Source organism: Aquimarina sp. MMG015, from assembly GCF_018100855.1.
Taxonomy (GTDB): domain Bacteria; phylum Bacteroidota; class Bacteroidia; order Flavobacteriales; family Flavobacteriaceae; genus Aquimarina; species Aquimarina latercula.
Genome location: NZ_JAGJEB010000007.1, coordinates 41,296 through 61,205, shown reverse-complemented (window position 1 = coordinate 61,205; position 19,910 = coordinate 41,296). Strand labels below are relative to the sequence as shown.

Genomic DNA, 19,910 nt, shown 5'->3' with positions numbered 1-19,910 from the left:
ATATATCATCTATACGCCGTTTTCGTCGCCCCTTGGGGGTTTAAAATTATTATGAAGTAGGTGCGTCCTACTTCCCTTAGAAAAACATTCCTTTTTTCGATTTAGTTATTAATTCCTTTTAAAAGAATATTCTTTTATAATTGGTTTTTGACATAAACTACATTCGCATCTTCTCAGGAATCATATCTTTTAAATTTTAAGTATTGACACTTTTTTGATATTTATAATTCATGTACAAAATGAATTTTTATCAATAGAAAAGTTGTTCATAATTGCATCTGGCATTAAGAAAGAGTTATAGAAACAAACGGATGAAACAGATAGAAATAATCATAGCCACTAATGATCATCTTGAATACGCTCAGGAGATTTGTGATGTAATATCGGATTCTGCTAAAGTAAGAGGTACCGGTATTGCTAAACGAACACCTGATTATGTTAAAGGAAAGATGGAAAATGGAAATGCAATTATAGCATTGTGTAATGGAACGTTTGCAGGCTTTTGTTATATAGAGGTTTGGGGTCATGAAAAATATGTTGCGCATTCAGGTCTTATTGTACATCCCGATTATAGAAATCAGGGATTAGCCAAAAGAATCAAAGAATTTACTTTTAATTATTCTTTAAAAAAATATCCTGATTCTAAAGTTTTTGGAATTACTACAGGACTAGCCGTGATGAAAATAAATTCAGATTTAGGATATAAACCAGTTACATTTTCAGAATTAACCAATGATCCTAAATTTTGGGCTGGATGTAAGACTTGTACAAACTACGATATATTAAAAGCTAAAGATCATAAAATGTGTTTATGCACTGGTATGTTATATGACCCTTCTACTGAAGTGAAGAAAAAAGAAAAATGGTACGATAAAAAAGTATTAAAAAGATTAAAGAAAATAAAACAAACAATGCTAGCAAGCAATAAACAGTTGTTGTTATGGAAAAAGTAGTAGTAGCATATAGTGGAGGTTTGGATACCTCGTATTGTGTAAAATATTTAATTCATGAAAAAAAATTAGAAGTTCATACAATATTAGTAAACACAGGCGGATTTTCTGATGAAGAGCTCATACAAACCGAAAAAAGAGCGTATGAGTTAGGAAGTAGTTCTCATGTAAATAAAACAATATTAAACGAGTTTTATCAGAAAGCTATTAAATATCTAATCTTTGGTAATGTATTAAAAAATAATACATATCCTTTGTCTGTAAGCGCTGAAAGAATTTTTCAGGCAATTGAAGTAATTAATTACGCAAAAAAAGTTGGAGCAAAATATATCGCGCACGGAAGTACGGGTGCAGGAAATGATCAGATTAGATTTGATATGATTTTTCAGACATTGGCTCCAGAAATTGAAATTATTACTCCTATAAGAGATTTAAAACTTTCTAGACAAGAAGAAGTAGAATTTCTTAAAAAACATCAGGTACACTATAGTTGGGAAAAGGCGCAATATTCTATAAATAAGGGTATTTGGGGAACGAGTGTAGGAGGTAAAGAGACACTTACATCTAAAAATGCTTTGCCAGAGGATGCATATCCAAGTCAACTGAAAAAAGAAACAGAAGAAACGATCACGTTAAATTTTGAAAAAGGAGAATTAATTGGTTTAGATGGAATCAAAGATGAACCAGTTAAAAACATTCAGAAGTTAGAAGAATTAGCAAGCGCCTTTGCTATAGGTAGAGATATTCATGTAGGAGATACTATTATAGGTATAAAAGGAAGAGTTGGTTTTGAAGCAGCAGCACCTCTGGTAATAATCAAAGCCCATCATTTACTTGAAAAGCATGTGTTGACAAAGTGGCAACAATATTGGAAAGAACAATTAGCTAATTGGTATGGTATGTTATTGCATGAAGGTAATTATTTGGATCCTGTAATGCGAAATATTGAAGTATTTCTCGATGATTCTCAGAAATCAGTTACAGGTGACGTAATCGTAAAATTAAAACCTTATCATTTTACTTTAGAAGGAATCGAGTCAGAGTTTGATATGATGAAATCGGATTTTGGTCAGTATGGTGAGATGAATAATTCTTGGACTTCTGATGATGCTAAAGGTTTTATAAAAATCTATGGGAATGCAAATAAGATATATCACAATGTAAATCCTAGTGAGTCATGATAAAAGTAGGAATTATAGGAGGGTCTGGATATACAGCTGGTGAATTATTAAGATTGTTGGTTCACCATCCAGAAGTTGATTTAGATTTTGTGTTTAGCACGACTAATGCAGGTGTACCTGTTAGTAAACAGCATGTTGATTTATTAGGAGATATCACTCTTTCATTTACAGATACAATCAATCCAAATGTAGACGTTTTGTTTTTGTGCCTTGGGCATGGAAGATCTAGAGCTTTTTTAGAAACAAATACATTTTCTGAGACCACCAAAATCATTGATTTAGGAAATGATTTTAGGTTAGAGAGGGATCATAAATTTCAAAATAAAGATTTCGTATATGGTTTGCCAGAATTACAAAAGGACAAAATCATGTCTGCGCAGTACATAGCAAACCCAGGATGTTTCGCAACAGCCATTCAATTAAGTTTATTACCACTTGCATTTTCGGGTAAATTAATAGATACCGTTCACGTAAATGCTACTACTGGGAGTACGGGAGCTGGAGTAATGCCTGGCGGTACTACACATTTTAGTTGGAGAGATAATAATTTTTCTAGTTATAAGGTTTTTACACATCAACATTTGGATGAGATTCATCAGAGTATAAAACAATTGCAAACTAGTTTTGAATCTCCAATTTTCTTTATTCCCAACAGAGGTAATTTCAGTAAAGGGATTTATGCTACAATGTATACTAGATATGACGGATCCGAAGAAGAGGCTAAAGAACTTTACAATTCTTTTTATAAGGATGCAAAATTTACAGTTATATCAGATCAAGAAATTTATTTGAAGCAAGTAGTAAATACAAATAAATGTATTATTCATGTTACTAAAAAAGATGGGATGTTATTAATTACTTCTGTGATTGATAATTTGATTAAAGGAGCTTCTGGACAGGCAATTCATAATATGAATCTAATGTTTGGATTAGAAGAAAAAATAGGTTTAGAATTAAAAGCAAGTGCATTTTAAGATGAATAAAATAACGATCATAGGAGGAGGTAATCTAGGTAAATCTATAATATCTGGATTGGCAAATAGTGATTTATTTGAAGCGAAAAATATTATCGTAGTAGATAAATCAAAATATAATTTAAAAGAAGTAGAAGAAAAGCTAAGTGTATCAACATCGCAAGATATTATTACTTCTATAAAAGATGTTAAATGGGTAATCTTATGTGTGCAACCTCGACAGTTGAATGCTGTTTTACAAGAGATTAAAGATGTATTAAGTAATGATCAAATATTAATTTCAACAGTTACAGGTACTTCTATTGAAGAAATTAATGAGGTAGTTCCTAGTAATAAAGTAGTTCGGGTAATGCCCAACACTGGAGCGTCAAAAAAATTATCGATGACTTGTATTGCAGCTAATGATAATGTTAAAGAAGAATTATTGGTTGTAGAAAAGATGTTTAACACTATTGGAGAGACCTTAGTAATTGAAGAAAGACTGATGCAAGCGGCGACTGTTCTTGGAGCTAGTGGGATCGCCTTCTTTTTAAGATTTCTTAGAGCAATGATACAAGGAGGAATCCAGATGGGATTTCATCCACACGAAGCCCAGATAATAGCAGTGCAAACAGCCATAGGTGCGGCAACCCTGGTGGCGGAAAATGGTACCCATCCAGAACGAGAAATTGATAAAGTGACTACGCCACAAGGATGTACAATAGAAGGGTTAAATGAAATGGAGCATCAGGGATTGAGCTCATCCGTTATAAAAGGGGTAATGGCTTCTTATGAGAAAATTAATACTATAAAATAAAGTGCTATGAAACTATTTGATGTATACCCACTTTATGATGTCGAACCTGTTAGTGCGCATGACAGTATTGTTATTGATAAAAATGGTGTAGAATATTTGGATTTATACGGAGGACATGCAGTAATTTCAGTAGGTCACGGGCATCCACATTATGTTAAAAGATTAAAAGAACAAATAGAAAAAATCGGGTTTTATTCGAATGCTGTTCATAATAGTTTGCAATCAGAATTGGCAAATAAACTAGGCCAATTATCTGGATACAAAGAGTACCAGTTGTTTTTATGTAATTCTGGAGCTGAAGCAAATGAAAACGCATTAAAATTGGCTTCTTTTTACACAGGGAAATCGAGAGTTGTTTCTTTTCAGAATGGTTTTCACGGTAGGACTTCTGCAGCAGTTGCTGCGACAGATAATGAAAAGATCAATGCTCCTTTAAATCAACAACAAAAAGTTACTTTTTTACCATTAAATAATTTAGAAGTTGTAAAAACTGAATTAAAAAAAGGAGATGTATGTGCCGTAATTATAGAACCTATACAAGGAGTTGGAGGTTTAGATGAAGGAACTACTGAATTCTTTAAGGGATTAGAAGAGTTGTGTAAAGAAAACAACGTAGTTCTTATTCTAGATGAAGTACAAGCTGGATTCGGAAGGACAGGTAAATTCTTTGGACATCAGCATCATGGAATTACTCCAGATATTATCTCAATTGCTAAAGGTATGGGAAATGGTTTTCCTATAGGTGGAATTATGATAGCACCACATATAAAACCTAGTTATGGGTTGTTGGGTACAACTTTTGGCGGAAATCATCTTGCTTGTATAGCAGCATCTTCGGTTTTAGAAATATTAGAGACAGAAAACTTAATAGATAATGCTAGACTAACTGGTGATTATTTTGTTTCTCAAGCACTTCGTCTTCCTGGAGTCAAAAAAGTAAAAGGTAGAGGGCTAATGTTAGGTTTAGAATTTGAGTTTGAAGTAGGAGACCTTAGAAAAAAACTGATCTATGATCAGCATATTTTTACTGGTGGAGCGATGAATAAGAAGTTGTTAAGAATACTCCCGCCACTAACAATTGGAAAATCTGAAATAGACCAATTCATTAAAGCGTTACAAGATATTTTGGTGTTACAAAAGATATGATTATGAGCATAGTGTTAGATATATCACAAAGAAATTCAGTATTGAAAAAGATGGCAATTTTAGTGGATCAAAACCGGGATGAAATACTAAATGAAAATCTTATAGATCTTAAATCTTATCAAGGGAGTGATCTTGCAATGCGTGACCGTTTAAAAGTGGATGACCATAAAATTGAAGTGATGATTGCTGCTCTCAAGCAATTGGCATATCAAGAAGATCCAATTGGGGTAGAGCGATTCCGATTTACTCATGATAATGGTATGCAAGTGTACAATAAAACAGCACCTTTTGGGACAGTATTGATTATTTATGAATCAAGACCAGATGTAACAGTTGAAGCAGCTGGAATTGCATTTAAATCAGGAAATAAAATTTTACTAAAAGGAGGAAAAGAATCCTTACACTCTAATCTTGCAATAGCAAAACTTTGGCATCAAGCACTAAAGGAAGAGACTATCTCTTTAGATTGGATTACATACTTAAATTATAATAGACTAGAGACACAATCTTTTCTGGAAAAACCAACGCAAAATGTGGATTTAATTGTCCCTAGAGGAGGAGAAAGATTAATTGCATTTGTAAAGGAACACGCTACTTGCCCTGTAATTGTTAGTGGAAGAGGTAATAACTTTGTCTATGTCCATAATGAAGCGGATAAGGCATTGGCTTTGGATAATATTATTAATGGAAAAACTGATAAAATTTCAGCATGTAATGCAGTGGATAAAGTTCTAATTGATAAGAATCTTCCTAATAAGGAAGATTTCGTGAAAAACCTTATTACAACTCTTAAAAATTTCAATGTAGAAATATTAGGGGATACTTCTTTATCCAAATATGAAGAAGTTTTACCTATATCTGATAACAGTATTTGGCAAGAAGAATTTTTGGATTATAAGATAGTTATTGGAGAAACAGAGAATGCGCAAGAAGCAATTTCTACAATAAATGAATATAGCGGGGGACATTCTGCAGCAATTATTACAAGAAATCAGATAGAAGCTGAGACTTTTATGACCAACGTAGATTGCGCCGCAGTATATCATAATGCTTCTACAAGATTTACCGATGGTTTTCAATTAGGTTTAGGAGGAGAATTAGCAATAAGTACAGATAAATTGCATCAAAGAGGTCCAATAGGATTACAGCATTTGGTTACTAATAAATGGTATATACATGGTGATGGACAGATCAGATAAAAAGCGTATCGTACTAAAGATAGGGTCTAATGTTTTAACCAAAGGAACAGATCATATATCTAGAGGTAAGATAGAAGATATAGGTAAACAGATTGTTGCTTTACAAGATGCATATGAATTTGTAATTGTTAGTTCTGGTGCTATTGCTGTGGCTAAACAATTTGTGAATTTAGAAAGTAATGGGAAAGAAATTAATGTAAAACAAGCATTGGCATCTATTGGACAGCCTCATTTAATGAGGATTTTTCAAGAAAGTTTTAGAGATCTTGGATTACTAACATCCCAATGTTTATTGTCTTACTCCGATTTTGAAAGAGAACAATCTAAGAGAAATATAGTAAATACAATAAATGTATTATTGGCTAATAATTACATACCTATCATTAATGAAAATGATACTGTAGCTACTGATGAAATTAAATTTGGAGACAATGATAAATTGGCAGCATTGACAGCTTGTTTATTAGAAGTAGATTTATTAGTGATAGCTACAAATACCAATGGTATTTGTACTAAAGAATCAATAGAGAATGAAACCTTTAAAACAATAGATGAGGTGTATGATATGAAAGAATTAGCGGATGAAATTGTTTCCTCTATCTCTACACACGGAACTGGAGGAATGCAATCCAAAGTGCAGGCAGCGAGTATTACCCAAAATGAAGCCATAGAAACTTGGATTGTAAATGGGTTAGAAGATAATTTTATGGTAGATGCGATAGATAAGAAAGTTCCTTTTACCAAAATAGTTAAAGCAGTGTATAATGAATAATTACTTTTCAATAAAAGATGTTGATTCACTTTATACTTGGGTGAATGAAGCGATTGAATTAAAACAAAACCCTTTATCTAATAAGATTTTAGGAGCTGATAAAACAATAGGTTTGTTGTTTTTTAATCCTAGTTTACGTACGCGTTTAAGTACTCAAAAAGCTGCTTTAAACTTGGGGATGAATGTAATTGTAATGAATTTTACGGGAGAAGGTTGGTCTCTGGAATATGGTGATGGTACAGTAATGGATCAAGGTAATTCTGAACACGTAAAAGAAGCAGCCCAAGTAGTCTCTCAATATTGTGATGTATTAGCAATTAGAGCATTTGCTAAACTAGAAAATAGAGAAGATGATTATAAAGAAAATGTACTAAAAAATTTTATGGTACATGCAACTATTCCTGTAGTTAATATGGAAAGTGCAACTGGTCATCCTCTACAAGCATTAACTGATGCAATAACGATCACGGAAAATAAACCAATACATAAACCAAAGATTGTATTATCATGGGCACCGCATCCGAAAGCCTTACCGCAGGCAGTTGCAAATTCTTTTGTAGAAATGGTGCAGCAAATGGAAGCAGATTTTGTAATTACCCACCCTGTGGGATTTGAGTTAGCCAATCATATTACTAATGAGGTGCCCATTGATTACAATCAAGAAAATGCATTGAAAGACGCAGATTTTGTGTATGTAAAAAACTGGAGCTCATATGCCGAGTATGGAAAAACATCTCAGGATCAAAACTGGAAAATTACTGAAGAAAAAATGAAATTAACTAATAATGCTAAGTTCATGCATTGCTTACCAGTAAGAAGAAATGTAGTTGTAGATGATGCGGTAATTGATAGTGATAATTCCATTGTGATAGAACAGGCAAATAATAGAACATATGCTGCTCAATTGGTTTTAAAGAAAATTCTAGAAAAAACTAAGGGATGAAAAAACAAAAATTGTTAGTAGCTAAGATTGGCGGTAATATTATCGAAGACAAACATGTTTTGGATTCATTTTTGGAAGATTTTTCAAAAATTGAAGAGCCCAAAATATTGATTCATGGTGGTGGTAAATCAGCAACGAAGTTAGCTTCAAAATTAGGAGTTAAGACGGAAATGATCGATGGTCGTAGAATTACTTCTTCGGATAATTTAGATATTGTAGTAATGACATACGCAGGTTTATTGAATAAGACCATCGTTTCTGGCTTGCAAAAATATAATTGTAATGCGTTAGGGTTAACAGGTGCAGATGCAAATGTAATTGTTGCGGATAAAAGAGCTCCACAATTTGTTGATTATGGATATGTTGGTGATGTTACAAATGTAAGTGGTAAGACTATCAAAGGGTTTTTGGAATTAGGAATAACACCAGTTTTTTGTGCTGTAACACACGATAAGAATGGTCAATTATTTAATACTAATGCGGATACCATTGCCTCAGAAGTTGCTTCAGCAATGGGAACATATTTTGATGTGTCATTATTTTATTGTTTTGAATTGAAAGGAGTTTTGGAGGACATAGATGATAAAGAATCTGTTATTGAATATATTGATTTAGAGAAGTATACAGAGCTAAGAGATTCCGAGGCAATTTCGGATGGGATGTTACCAAAATTGAAGAACTGTTTTGATGCATTACAAAAGAACGTACGTAAAGTACATATAGCAAATGCAGATTTTATAAAAGATAATACGATAAAACATACGACTTTAAGTCTATAAAAATGATACAAGAACTAACGAATAAAGCTATTGAGCTATTACATGAACTGATCGAAACTCAATCTTTTTCTTCAGAAGAAGAAGAAACAGCATTGTTGATAGAAGATTGGTTTAATAAATATAATATTCCTTTTGAAAGAGAGAACAATAATATTTGGGCATACAACAAAAATTTTGATGAAACCAAACCTACAATATTATTAAACTCTCATCATGATACTGTAAAGCCTAATGGTAATTATACCAATGACCCTTTTAAAGCATTTGTCGAAGACGGTAAATTATATGGATTAGGGAGCAATGATGCGGGAGGCTCTTTGGTGTCATTAATTGCTACATTTACCTATTTCTATGATCGAGATGACTTAAAATATAATTTTGTAATTGCAGCTTCCGCAGAAGAAGAGAGTAGTGGGCCTTTAGGGTTGAAAAGTATTCTGAAGTATCTAAAAAATGTAGAATTTGCAGTTGTTGGAGAGCCAACATTGATGCAATTAGCAATTGCAGAAAAAGGCTTGTTGGTATTGGATGTATCTGTAAAAGGTACAGCTAGTCATGCAGCACATCCTAATGATGATAATGCTATTTATAATACACTAGAAGTAATTGAATGGTTTAAGAATTATACGTTTGAAAATGGATCTGAAACTTTAGGAGAAGTTAAAATGACCGTTACCCAAATCAATGCAGGAAATCAACATAATGTGGTTCCATCTCATTGTAATCTTGTAATTGATATTAGGGTGAATGATAAATATAAAAATCAAGAGGTTTTAGAAATAGTTAAACAAGCAATGCCAAATAATGTCGAGGTACAACCTAGATCCTTGCATTTAGGTTCCTCATCAATACCAAAAGATCATGCAATTGTAAAATCAGGAATTGTTTTAGAGAGAACGACCTACGGTTCGCCGACACTTTCGGATCAATCGGTGTTAAGTTGTCCATCTTTAAAACTAGGTCCTGGAGATTCTACAAGATCGCATTCGGCTGACGAATTTATTTATGTAGATGAGATTAAGGAGGGCGTAGAGCTGTATATTAAAATTTTAGAAGGAATAGTATGAAACTTTGGGATAAAGGATTACCAACAGATCAAAAAATAGATTTGTTTACTGTCGGTAACGATAGACAATTAGATTTAGTAATAGCTAAATATGATGTTCGAGCGACATTAGCACATGCTAAGATGTTACACAAGATAGAATTACTGACTGATAAGGATATTTCTACAATTGAAATAGAACTAAAAATATTGGCTGAGCAGATCGAAGATGGGACTTTTATAATTGAAGATCAATTTGAAGATGTACATTCTAAGATTGAATTCGAACTAACAAAAAAAATTGGAGATGCTGGAAAGAGAATTCATACTGCTAGATCTAGAAATGATCAGGTATTAGTAGCAATGCATTTATACTTGAAAGATGAATTATTGCAAATAAAATCCCAAATTAAAGAGTTGTCTGAGAATTTATTAGATGCTGCAGAATTATATAAAGAAGTTTTGTTACCGGGATATACGCATCTTCAGATTGCGATGCCATCTTCATTTGGACTTTGGTTTTCTGCCTATGCAGAGAGTTTTGTAGATGATTTACATTTTATAAATGCAGCATTAAAAGTTGTAGATCAAAACCCATTAGGGAGTGCAGCAGGATATGGGAGTTCATTTCCTATAGATAGAGAATTCACTACTAAAGAACTTGGTTTTGAAATCTTAAAATATAATGTAGTTGCAGCTCAGATGAGTAGAGGCAAATCCGAAAAGTCTACAGCTTTTGCAATGAGTAGTGTGGCAGGAACATTATCTAAACTGGCGATGGATGTTTGCTTATATATGAGTCAGAATTTTGATTTTATGAGTATCCCTTCAGAATTTACAACTGGTTCTAGTATTATGCCACATAAGAAGAATCCTGATGTATTTGAGCTAATTAGAGGGAAGTGTAATAAAATTCAAGCATTACCTTATGAATTAAGTTTATTGACTAATAATTTACCTAGCGGATATCATAGAGATTTACAATTACTTAAAGAAGGAATTGTCCCTGCAATTCAGGACCTGAAGGCATCATTAGAAATGGCTATCTATGCTTTGAAAAATGTGAAGATTAATGAAACAATATTAGATGATAATAAATATGATTATTTGTTTAGTGTAGACACATTAAATGAATTAGTGATGAAAGGAATGTCCTTTAGAGATGCCTATGTAAAAATAGGATTAGATATTGAAAATGGCAATTATAAGCCAGAGAAGAATACAAAGCATAGTCATTTAGGTAGTATTAATAATTTGTGTTTAGATGATATAAAGAAAAAGCTAGAATCTGTTTAAATAGATATAAAGTATATAAGAGAAGTTGGAGCAGTTAATTGAGTGTAAGTTGAGTTAGTTTAATTTTTTTAGCTTCAACCTAGACCCTCAGCGGAGTAGTTAACCGCTGAGGGTTGTTTTTTATGTACGATACTTTAATAATTAATATATTAGTTTAAATTTAAAAATCATGAAAATCACCTGTTTCGGAGAAGTGCTTTGGGATATATTTCCTAATCATAAAAAAATTGGAGGAGCACCGTTAAACGTTGCTTTACGATTAAAAACTATAGGGATAGATGCTTCGATTATTACTAAAGTAGGAAACGATGACTTAGGGGAAGACATTATCCAATATATAAATAAACAGGGATTATCGTTAGATACGATTCAAAAGGATTATCAATATCATACTGGAGAAGTTTTGGTTTCTTTAGATAAAGAAGGAACAGCCTCCTATGAGATTAGTCGTCCGGTTGCTTGGGATTTTATAGAAAATACTCAAAAAGCGGATGAAGAAGTGAATATTTCGGATGCTTTTATTTTTGGAAGTTTAGCAGCTAGAAATAATGTTTCAAGAAATACTTTGTTTAAACTTCTTAATAAAGCCAAGTTTAAAATTTTAGACGTCAACCTTCGACCACCACATTACGACGCACAGTTACTTAATGATTTAATGAAAAGAGCAGACTTTATTAAGTTGAATGATGAAGAATTGGATGAGATCTGTATTCATTTTGGAATAAAAGAATCCACTCTCGAAGAGCAGATTAAGTCAATTGCGGCATATACCAATACTTCTCAAATTTGTATTACCAAGGGAGGAAAAGGAGCAACGCTATATTATAATAATTCTTTTTATCATAATGATGGATATACTATAAAAGTAGTAGATACTGTTGGTGCAGGAGATTCTTTTTTAGCAACGTTAATATCTAAATTAGTAGAAAAAAATGAACCTCAATTATCTGTAAATTATGCTTGTGCGATCGGAGCTATGGTAGCGGGTAGCGCAGGTGCTAATCCTGTTTTTAGTGATAGAGAGGTTCAGGATTTTATAAAAAGTCAATAGTTAATTCAATTCTCTAATCCAAATATTTCGATAGTGTACTGGATTACTATGATCTTGTAATTTTATAGGCCCTTTGCCATGTGGAACATTTTTAGGAGGACCAATATATTCTGTACTACCTAATATTTCTACATGATCTTGTACTAAGACTCCATTGTGAATTACAGTAAATGATCCTGATTTCACTTTTTTACCATTTGTAAATTCTGGTTGATGAAATATAATGTCATACGTCTGCCATTGATCATTCGGTTTGGTAGCATTTACTAAAGGTATATGTTGTTTATAAATAGAAGTAGCTTGTCCGTTAGAATAGGTACGATTTTGATAACTGTCCAGAATTTGTATTTCATATTTATTTTGAAAAAACACGCCACTATTTCCTCTTCCTTGGCCTTCTCCTTCTACAATATTAGGAGCTTTCCATTCTAGATGTAATTGGACACTTCCAAAATTATTTTTCGTCTGAATATCTCCCGTCCCGGGTTTTACCGTCATTGTTTTATCAGTATTGATTGTCCATCCGGCAGTAGTGCTATCTTTTGTCGAGATCCATTGACTTAAGTTTTCTCCGTTAAAAAGTATAATTGCATCTGAAGGAATATTGGTTTTATCAAAAGAAATTGCTTTAGGTTCTGGTTCCCATACCTCAGTTTCTTTAGGATCGGTGATTTCTTTTTTAGGGGTAGGAGGTTGTTCATCTTTTGCAGTATCCATCTTAGAGACAGTGTTTACTTCCTTTTTTTGTTCATTACAGGAAAAAATGATAGCGCAAATTAAAAGTGGATATATGATTTTGTTCATAATGATGTTCTGTTGGTTATAGTCCTAATATTTTTTTTAGTTGTTCTTTATCGATTTCTGCTCCAGCAAAATCATCAAAAGCTTTCTCGGTGGCTTCTATAATATGATTTTGAATAAATGGGGCGCCCTCTTTGGCTCCTTGCTCAGGGGATTTGATACAACATTCCCATTCCATAACTGCCCAAACATCACAACCATATTGCGTCAGTTTAGAGAATATTGTTTTAAAATCAATTTGTCCATCTCCAGGAGAGCGATAGCGTCCAGCTCGATCTATCCAATCACTATATCCTCCAAAAACTCCTTTTTTTCCTGTAGGATTAAATTCTGAATCTTTTACGTGGAAAGCTTTTATAAATTCATGATAATGATCAATATACTCTATATAATCTAATTGTTGTAAAACAAAATGACTAGGATCATATAATATATTTACGCGTTTATGATTTCCTGTTGCTTCTAGGAATCTTTCAAAAGTAATTCCATCGTGTAAATCTTCACCAGGATGAATTTCATAGCAAACATCTACACCTTGTTCATCAAAATGATTAAGTATAGGTAACCAACGTTTAGCTAATTCTTCAAACCCCATTTCTACTAATCCTGCTGGACGTTGCGGCCATGGATGCATGGTATGCCATAATAATGCACCTGAGAATGTGCCGTGTGCCTTAATTCCTAGTCTATTGCTAGCGGTTGCTGCATTCTTAACTTGATTAACAGCCCATTCTGTACGTTTTTTAGGATTATTTTTGCAATTATCAGGTGCAAAGTTATCAAACATTAAATCATAAGCAGGATGCACTGCAACTAGCTGTCCTTGAAGATGTGAAGATAATTCCGTTATCTCTAAACCATAATCGGCTATTTTACCTTTTAATTCATCGCAGTATGTTTGGCTTTCTGCTGCAGTGTTTAGATCAATTAACCGAGTTTCCCAAGTGGGTATTTGTATTCCTTTATATCCTAAATCAGATGCCCATTTGCATAATCCATCTAATGAATTAAATGGTTCTTTATCATCCATGAACTGTGCAAGAAATACTGCCGGTCCTTTTATCGTTTTCATAATTTTTTAAATTTTAGTCCAGCTAGCATTATTTTTACTGCTTTCTACAGCAGCATAGATGAATTTCATCCCTCTAACACCATCAATAACTGTTGGGAAATCTAAATGCTGAGAAATCCTCTTTTTACTCTTGAAATTTATTAATTCTTTGGCAAAGCTTCTGTAAATTGTTGCAAATCCTTCTAAATATCCTTCTGGATGTCCTGCCGGAATCCTAACATATTCTGATGATTCTGGATATGTTCCATTACCGCCAGGAGTATATATTTGTTTGGGTTGATCTAGCCATTTTACAATAAGCTGATTTGGATTTTCTTGATACCATTCTATACTACCTTTAGTACCATAGACTTTAATACCTAAGTTATTCTCTTCTCCAGTTGCAATTTGAGAAAAAGACATGATTCCCTTAGCACCATTTTCAAATCGTAATAATATATTACCATCATCATCTAGACTTCGTCCATCCCCAAAAGCCGTAAGGTCGGCCGCAATAGAACTAATTTTAATGTCTGATATATATTCTATTAAATTCTCTGCGTGCGTTCCAATATCTCCTAAAGCACCGCCAATACCAGAACGTTTAGGATCTACTCTCCACGCAGCTTGTTTTTGACCGGTTTTTTCTACCGCAGTAGAAAGCCATCCTTGTAAATAATGAGCATTGATTTTTCGGATGTTTCCCAGATCTCCCTTCGCAATCATAGTTTTTGCTTGCTTCACCATTGGATACCCGGTATAGTTATGTGTCAATGCAAATACTTTTCCGGAAGAAGTGACTACTTTTTCTAATTCAATTGCTTCATCTAATGTTAGAGAAAGAGGTTTATCACAAATTACATGAAATCCATGTTCTAAAGCCATTTTTGCGGGTGGAAAATGCATATGATTAGGAGTAACAATAGCTACAAAATCCATTCGTTCTTCTTCTGGAAGCTTTGCTTCTTCAACAATCATTTCTTCAAAGTCGCCGTATATTCTTTTATCTGATATCCCTAGTTCTTTTCCCGAGATAAGGCTTTTTTCTTTACTAGAAGAAAAAGCTCCGCAAACTAATTCAATCATCCCATCAATACCAGCGGCTTTGCGATGAACATCACCAATGAATGATCCAGTGCCACCACCGACCATTCCCATTTTAAGTTTTGACATAATTAGTTTTCTTTATATTCTATTTTTTCGTTTTTGAAGAAAACAGCAAATAGTATCATTACTGTAGCAGCAAAAATAGCTGGGAATATCCAAATGCTATTCCAATTATGCTGCCCTTCAGAAATCAGGTTTGTATCCGTAATTTTTCCTGCAACATAAAATCCAATTAACATTCCTAATCCGTAGGTAGCTAGAGTAATAAGGCCTTGCGCGGCACTTTTGAACTTTTCTCCAGCTTTAGAATCGGTATAAATCTGTCCCGAAACAAAGAAGAAATCATAACAAATACCGTGTAAGGCAATACCAACAATAAGCATAAAAGCAAGCTCTCCTGAATTACCATAGGCAAATAATAAATATCTAATTGTCCAAGCTAACATTCCTACTAATATTGTTTTTTTGAATCCAAATTTTTTAAAGAAAAATGGTAGAAGTAACATAAATAGTACTTCAGATATTTGACCAATGGTCATTTTTGCAGCCGGATTTGCAACACCTATTTCTCCTAAAAATTGCCCAGCATGCTGATAATAAAATGCAAGAGGAATACATATAAGTATGGATGCTAAGAAAAACATTAAGAAGTTTTTATCTTTTAAAAGCTTTATTGCATCTAATCCTAAAATATCTGAAATTGTTACTTTTTGATCTTTACCAATTTTAGGTGGTGTTTTAGGTAAAGTGAAACTAAATACGCCAAGGATAGCAGAGGCTATAGCAGTCATTAGAAAGGTGTTTTTTAGCATTCCATTAGCAACCCCTTCTGCGGAATCCCAATGAAAGACATAGCTAATCACAAGACCTGCAATAATCCATCCTATAGTTCCAAAAACTCGTACAAATGAAAACTGTTTTGCAGGATCTGTCATTTGATTAAATGATACAGAGTTTACTAGAGCAAGTGTTGGCATATAGGCAATCATATAACCTAATACATATGGATAGAAAATAGAAAAATCCGTAGCATTCGCCATTTGATACATTAAGACTGCTCCGATAAGATGTAGTACTCCTAAGATACGTTCTGCATTAAAAAAACGATCAGCAATTAGCCCAATGATGAATGGAGCAATAATAGCTCCCCAAGATTGCGTAGAATATGCCATAGCTATTTCTCCGCCACTTGTGTTTAAAGAATTTGGTAAATAAATACCCATGGTTACAAACCAGCCACCCCAAATAAAGAATTCTAAGAACATTAGTAAGGATAACTGAAACTGAATAAATTTATTCATAGTTAGTATAGTAGTTGGTTAATTTAGTTGTTTAGAAAGGCTAATTAATAAATCACGCGTAGCGATAATTCCATCAATTTCACTTAATCGATCACCTTCATATTCTACACCGATATACCCTTGATATCCTGATGCTTTAACAATCTCTAACATTTTTTTGTAGTCTATGGTAGTCTCATTTCCATTTTCGTCAAAATCATAGGATTTAGCACTTACTCCTTTTGCGAATGGCATTAATTCTTCAGTTCCTTTGTATTTAGGATATTCTTTAACACATTTAGCTCCCCATCGTTCGCCTCCTTCGCGTTCTAAACAAAAATTACCAAAATCAGGCAACGTACCACAATTTGGTTTGTTTACATTTCGCATCACTTCTGCAAGTAAAGAGCCATTAGAAGAAAGATATCCGTGATTTTCTACAATTACGTTGATATCTTTAGTAGCCGCATATTCTGATAATTTAGTCAACCCATCGGTAGCAACTTCTACCCATTTTTTTGGATCATTTGTACCGAATAAATTTACTCGTATCGAGTGACATCCTAAAAACTGAGCTGCATCTACCCATTTCTTATGATTTTCTACAGTTTGATTTCGTTCTTTTTCGTCAATTACCGCTAAGTCTCCTTCTCCATCTACCATAATCAGAAGGTTCTGTACATTATGTTTGTTACTTTCTGATTTTAAAGAATCCAAAAGTTGTTGTAATGCTAGTTTAGGATCTTTTGCATCCTTGTATGAATATAATTGACTAACGTATTCTACTCCAGAAAAACCTAACTCTTTTGCTTTTTTTGCAAAATCCATGGGATTTAATTTCCCAGATTGTATTTCTTTATGAAGTGACCATTGCGCTAGTGATAGTTCGAAAAAAGGTACTGATTCTTTTGGCTCTTCTATGATTTTTTCTTCTTCTTGTTCGATTGTTGTATTTTCTTTAGTAGTTTTCTTACAGGAGCTAATGATTAGCAAGCATAAAAGCCCTTTAAGGATGGTTTTGTACATAATTTTAAGTTTAGTTAGGTAATTTTTATAAAGCCCAGTCTTTTCCGCCGGTTAGGTTTTCTACAGAATCACAACCAATATATTCTCCAGGTACAGGTAGATAGTTAAGTACATTTTCTGCAATCTCTTTTGATGTTTTAAATCCATAAATAGATAGATCTCTTACAGAAGAAAGGAAAGTAAAAGATATTGCTTCTTTAGATATTTTTTCTAAATCTTCAGGAGTTTTTATCATGGCCATTTCTTCCCAGTATTCTTTTCGTTTTTCTTTAGAAATTTTTAAATATTTAGCTAGCAATGCATCATATTCTTCTATGGTTACATCGTCAACATTTTTTTCTTCGTTAACGCCCAGTTCATCTAAGATAACTCCTGCACCGTACTTAAACATTTGTGCTTCCTCAGCTTCTTCTACACCTTGATTGATAAATTTGTCAATAAACATTGGTACATGTAATGATTTTGCGCCAGGAATATCCGTTTCCGGAAGAATAAGATCTACTATTTGTTCTAAAGCTTTTCCTTCATCTATTGATAGTAGCTCTGGAGTCCAATCCAATACATATTCTTTTTGACAGCTTTGTAATAGACTTAGTATTGTTGGGGTAGCGGCAATATATCCAGCTGATAACCCTATGTTTTTTAATGCTTCTCTTCTGTTCATAGTACTAAGATTAAGCGTTATTTTTGATTTGTGTTGCTGCGTGATCTGCAGCTCTTGCGGTAAATGCCATATAGGTTAATGATGGATTTACACAACTGGCAGAAGTCATAAATGCTCCATCAGTAACATATACATTAGGTACTGCGTGGATTTGATTGTTTGCATTTAGAACTGATGTTTTTGGATCTTTACCCATTCTAGCAGTTCCCATTTCGTGAATTCCTAAACCAGGAGCTCCAATATCGTCCCAAGGTTGTATATCTGTAAAACCAGCCTTGGTAAGCATATCCATTGCTTGTTTTATCATATCTTTTCGCATTTCGAGTTCATTTTCTTTAAACTCTGCATCGAATGTTACTGTTGGTAATCCCCACTCATCTAAATTATTATAATCTAAACTCATTTTGTTTTCGTAATATGGTAAGCATTCGCCAAATCCCATAAGTCCAACACGCCATCCACCAGGTTCTAAAATTTTATCCTTTAGTTCTTTACCATACCCAAGCTCGGCAATAGTTTCTTCCCAATTAGAACGACTAGCGCCTCCTTGATACCCATATCCACGTTTAAAATTCTTTTGGTCAGTTTCTCCTCCTATGTTTCTAAAACGAGGGATATAAATTCCATTAGGTCTTCTACCTTTGAAATATTTGTCTTCAAACCCATTATATTTTCCAAAAGCACCAGCTTTAAAGTGATGATCCATAATGTTATGACCCAATTCTCCAGAGTCATTACCCATTCCGTTCGGAAAACGTTCTGATTTCGATTGCATTAATATACTCGCTGAAGCAATTGCTGATGCACATAGAAATATAACTTTGCCAGTAAATTGTATCTTTTCTTTGGAGATCGTATCTATTACTTCTACCCCAGTTGCTTTTCCTGTCTTATCATCATATAATACTTGATGAACAATAGAATTAGGACGTAAAGTCATATTTCCAGTTCTCTCTGCCGCTGGTAGAGTAGAGGAGTTACTACTAAAATATGCTCCAAAAGGACAACCTCTCATACAACGATTACGGTATTGACAATTCATCCTTCCTTCAAACGTCTTGGTGCCAGTAATATGTGCAGTTCTTCCAATAGTTAAAAGTCTATCTTCATAATTCTCAGCAATATTCTTTTTTAGGTGATCTTCTACACAATTTAGTTCCATTGGAGGAAGAAATTGTCCATCTGGTAGTTGTTCTAATCCTAGCTTTTCTCCACTAACACCAATAAATTCTTCTACTTTATCATACCAAGGAGCAATATCCTTGTAACGAACTGGCCAATCAACGGCAATCCCCTCTTTTTTATTTGCTTCAAAATCAAAATCACATAATCTATAACTTTGCCTTCCCCACATTAATGATCGACCTCCAACGTGATAGCCTCGTATCCAATCAAAACGTTTGGTTTCATTATAGGGGTGTTTTAGGTCATTAACAAAGAAATGACGATGCGCCTTATCAGTTACGTATCCTGTACGATGTTGTTTTGGCTGTTCGGCGATTTCAGATCTTGAAGGTTCACCTTTCAAATCATAATCCCAAGGATCATCATTGGCAGTGGTATAATCATCGATATGGGTAACCATACGGCCACGCTCTAATACCAGTGTTTTAAGCCCTTTCTCACAAAGCTCTTTGGCAGCCCAGCCACCACTAATTCCTGTTCCTACGACAATTGCGTCATATTGAGGTTCTTGTTCCATACTTTTTTTGATGTTTACAGACAGTCTATAAATTAAATAATAATGAATAGGATAAATCAATAGAAATAGTATTAGACTTCTATTAATTTATATAACTCATATAGTGATTTTACAAGCACTATTGTTAGCTCTGATAGTAGTTTTGTT

Annotated in this window: 19 protein-coding genes; 12 read left to right on the top strand and 7 right to left on the bottom strand. The window is 33.5% G+C overall.

What is annotated here, in order from left to right:
* The first annotated feature begins 311 nt into the window (after positions 1-311).
* The 12 genes from J8L88_RS14425 (at position 312) to J8L88_RS14370 (ending at position 12,132) form a co-directional block, all read left to right on the top strand.
* Entirely contained in the window at positions 312-953 is a 642-nt protein-coding gene (locus tag J8L88_RS14425; protein WP_118385586.1) for a GNAT family N-acetyltransferase, read from the top strand.
* Positions 941-2,131, top strand: coding sequence for an argininosuccinate synthase (locus tag J8L88_RS14420; protein WP_118385587.1), 1,191 nt, complete (start codon positions 941-943; stop codon positions 2,129-2,131). Before J8L88_RS14425 ends, J8L88_RS14420 begins: the two co-directional genes overlap by 13 nt.
* Entirely contained in the window at positions 2,128-3,105 is a 978-nt protein-coding gene (gene argC, locus J8L88_RS14415; protein ID WP_118385588.1) for an N-acetyl-gamma-glutamyl-phosphate reductase, read from the top strand. The genes J8L88_RS14420 and argC overlap by 4 nt, the downstream gene beginning before the upstream one ends.
* Before the next feature lies 1 nt (position 3,106).
* Positions 3,107-3,901, top strand: a complete 795-nt coding sequence (gene proC / locus J8L88_RS14410) for a pyrroline-5-carboxylate reductase (protein ID WP_211061062.1) — start codon at positions 3,107-3,109, stop codon at positions 3,899-3,901.
* A gap of 6 nt (positions 3,902-3,907) precedes the next feature.
* Positions 3,908-5,047 carry an aspartate aminotransferase family protein gene (locus tag J8L88_RS14405; protein WP_027392010.1) on the top strand — a complete coding sequence of 380 codons (1,140 nt, stop codon included), beginning with the start codon at positions 3,908-3,910 and terminating at the stop codon, positions 5,045-5,047.
* A gap of 2 nt (positions 5,048-5,049) precedes the next feature.
* A complete protein-coding gene (locus J8L88_RS14400; protein WP_211061061.1) occupies positions 5,050-6,246 on the top strand; it encodes a glutamate-5-semialdehyde dehydrogenase in 1,197 nt (398 codons plus the stop codon).
* Positions 6,230-7,018 carry a glutamate 5-kinase gene (gene proB, locus J8L88_RS14395; RefSeq protein WP_118385591.1) on the top strand — a complete coding sequence of 263 codons (789 nt, stop codon included), beginning with the start codon at positions 6,230-6,232 and terminating at the stop codon, positions 7,016-7,018. The genes J8L88_RS14400 and proB overlap by 17 nt, the downstream gene beginning before the upstream one ends.
* Entirely contained in the window at positions 7,011-7,961 is a 951-nt protein-coding gene (locus tag J8L88_RS14390) for an N-acetylornithine carbamoyltransferase (protein ID WP_211061060.1), read from the top strand. The genes proB and J8L88_RS14390 overlap by 8 nt, the downstream gene beginning before the upstream one ends.
* Positions 7,958-8,740 carry an acetylglutamate kinase gene (gene argB, locus J8L88_RS14385; protein ID WP_211061059.1) on the top strand — a complete coding sequence of 261 codons (783 nt, stop codon included), beginning with the start codon at positions 7,958-7,960 and terminating at the stop codon, positions 8,738-8,740. The genes J8L88_RS14390 and argB overlap by 4 nt, the downstream gene beginning before the upstream one ends.
* A 2-nt stretch (positions 8,741-8,742) precedes the next feature.
* Positions 8,743-9,807 (top strand): M20 family metallo-hydrolase, encoded by a 1,065-nt coding sequence (locus tag J8L88_RS14380; RefSeq protein ID WP_211061058.1) that lies wholly within the window; start codon positions 8,743-8,745, stop codon positions 9,805-9,807.
* Positions 9,804-11,081, top strand: coding sequence for an argininosuccinate lyase (gene argH, locus J8L88_RS14375; protein ID WP_211061057.1), 1,278 nt, complete (start codon positions 9,804-9,806; stop codon positions 11,079-11,081). Before J8L88_RS14380 ends, argH begins: the two co-directional genes overlap by 4 nt.
* 169 nt (positions 11,082-11,250) lie before the next feature.
* A complete protein-coding gene (locus tag J8L88_RS14370; RefSeq protein ID WP_035084520.1) occupies positions 11,251-12,132 on the top strand; it encodes a carbohydrate kinase in 882 nt (293 codons plus the stop codon).
* Here the strand turns inward: J8L88_RS14370 and J8L88_RS14365 are convergent, their stop codons facing one another.
* Genes J8L88_RS14365 through J8L88_RS14335 form a run of 7 tightly spaced genes read right to left on the bottom strand, consistent with a single transcriptional unit; the run spans position 12,133 to position 19,763 of the window.
* Complete coding sequence (locus J8L88_RS14365) at positions 12,133-12,936, bottom strand: DUF1080 domain-containing protein (protein WP_211061056.1); 804 nt, start codon at positions 12,934-12,936, stop codon at positions 12,133-12,135.
* 16 nt (positions 12,937-12,952) lie between these two features.
* Positions 12,953-14,005, bottom strand: coding sequence for a sugar phosphate isomerase/epimerase (locus J8L88_RS14360; protein ID WP_118385596.1), 1,053 nt, complete (start codon positions 14,003-14,005; stop codon positions 12,953-12,955).
* A 6-nt stretch (positions 14,006-14,011) separates the two neighbouring features.
* Positions 14,012-15,157, bottom strand: coding sequence for a Gfo/Idh/MocA family protein (locus J8L88_RS14355; RefSeq protein WP_027392000.1), 1,146 nt, complete (start codon positions 15,155-15,157; stop codon positions 14,012-14,014).
* Positions 15,158-15,159: 2 nt separating this feature from the next.
* Positions 15,160-16,392 carry an MFS transporter gene (locus tag J8L88_RS14350; protein WP_027391999.1) on the bottom strand — a complete coding sequence of 411 codons (1,233 nt, stop codon included), beginning with the start codon at positions 16,390-16,392 and terminating at the stop codon, positions 15,160-15,162.
* 18 nt (positions 16,393-16,410) lie between these two features.
* Entirely contained in the window at positions 16,411-17,397 is a 987-nt protein-coding gene (locus J8L88_RS14345; RefSeq protein WP_118385598.1) for a sugar phosphate isomerase/epimerase, read from the bottom strand.
* Between the two features lie 25 nt (positions 17,398-17,422).
* The gene (locus J8L88_RS14340; protein WP_211061055.1) at positions 17,423-18,061 is read right to left on the bottom strand and encodes a gluconate 2-dehydrogenase subunit 3 family protein; all 639 of its coding nucleotides are present in this window, start codon (positions 18,059-18,061) and stop codon (positions 17,423-17,425) included.
* Between the two features lie 10 nt (positions 18,062-18,071).
* A complete protein-coding gene (locus tag J8L88_RS14335; RefSeq protein ID WP_211061054.1) occupies positions 18,072-19,763 on the bottom strand; it encodes a GMC oxidoreductase in 1,692 nt (563 codons plus the stop codon).
* Positions 19,764-19,910 lie beyond the last annotated feature (147 nt).

Excerpts from the sequence above, each read along its gene's own strand:
- argC (WP_118385588.1), top strand. The coding sequence starts at position 2,128 with ATGATAAAAGTAGGAATTATAGGAGGGTCTGGATATACAGCTGGTGAA.
- argH (WP_211061057.1), top strand. The coding sequence starts at position 9,804 with ATGAAACTTTGGGATAAAGGATTACCAACAGATCAAAAAATAGATTTG.
- J8L88_RS14335 (WP_211061054.1), bottom strand. The coding sequence starts at position 19,763 with ATGGAACAAGAACCTCAATATGACGCAATTGTCGTAGGAACAGGAATT.
- J8L88_RS14390 (WP_211061060.1), top strand. The coding sequence starts at position 7,011 with ATGAATAATTACTTTTCAATAAAAGATGTTGATTCACTTTATACTTGG.
- J8L88_RS14380 (WP_211061058.1), top strand. The coding sequence starts at position 8,743 with ATGATACAAGAACTAACGAATAAAGCTATTGAGCTATTACATGAACTG.
- proB (WP_118385591.1), top strand. The coding sequence starts at position 6,230 with ATGGACAGATCAGATAAAAAGCGTATCGTACTAAAGATAGGGTCTAAT.
- J8L88_RS14350 (WP_027391999.1), bottom strand. The coding sequence starts at position 16,392 with ATGAATAAATTTATTCAGTTTCAGTTATCCTTACTAATGTTCTTAGAA.
- J8L88_RS14345 (WP_118385598.1), bottom strand. The coding sequence starts at position 17,397 with ATGTACAAAACCATCCTTAAAGGGCTTTTATGCTTGCTAATCATTAGC.
- J8L88_RS14340 (WP_211061055.1), bottom strand. The coding sequence starts at position 18,061 with ATGAACAGAAGAGAAGCATTAAAAAACATAGGGTTATCAGCTGGATAT.
- J8L88_RS14355 (WP_027392000.1), bottom strand. The coding sequence starts at position 15,157 with ATGTCAAAACTTAAAATGGGAATGGTCGGTGGTGGCACTGGATCATTC.
- argB (WP_211061059.1), top strand. The coding sequence starts at position 7,958 with ATGAAAAAACAAAAATTGTTAGTAGCTAAGATTGGCGGTAATATTATC.
- J8L88_RS14365 (WP_211061056.1), bottom strand. The coding sequence starts at position 12,936 with ATGAACAAAATCATATATCCACTTTTAATTTGCGCTATCATTTTTTCC.
- J8L88_RS14370 (WP_035084520.1), top strand. The coding sequence starts at position 11,251 with ATGAAAATCACCTGTTTCGGAGAAGTGCTTTGGGATATATTTCCTAAT.
- J8L88_RS14405 (WP_027392010.1), top strand. The coding sequence starts at position 3,908 with ATGAAACTATTTGATGTATACCCACTTTATGATGTCGAACCTGTTAGT.
- J8L88_RS14420 (WP_118385587.1), top strand. The coding sequence starts at position 941 with ATGGAAAAAGTAGTAGTAGCATATAGTGGAGGTTTGGATACCTCGTAT.
- J8L88_RS14400 (WP_211061061.1), top strand. The coding sequence starts at position 5,050 with ATGAGCATAGTGTTAGATATATCACAAAGAAATTCAGTATTGAAAAAG.
- J8L88_RS14360 (WP_118385596.1), bottom strand. The coding sequence starts at position 14,005 with ATGAAAACGATAAAAGGACCGGCAGTATTTCTTGCACAGTTCATGGAT.
- proC (WP_211061062.1), top strand. The coding sequence starts at position 3,107 with ATGAATAAAATAACGATCATAGGAGGAGGTAATCTAGGTAAATCTATA.
- J8L88_RS14425 (WP_118385586.1), top strand. The coding sequence starts at position 312 with ATGAAACAGATAGAAATAATCATAGCCACTAATGATCATCTTGAATAC.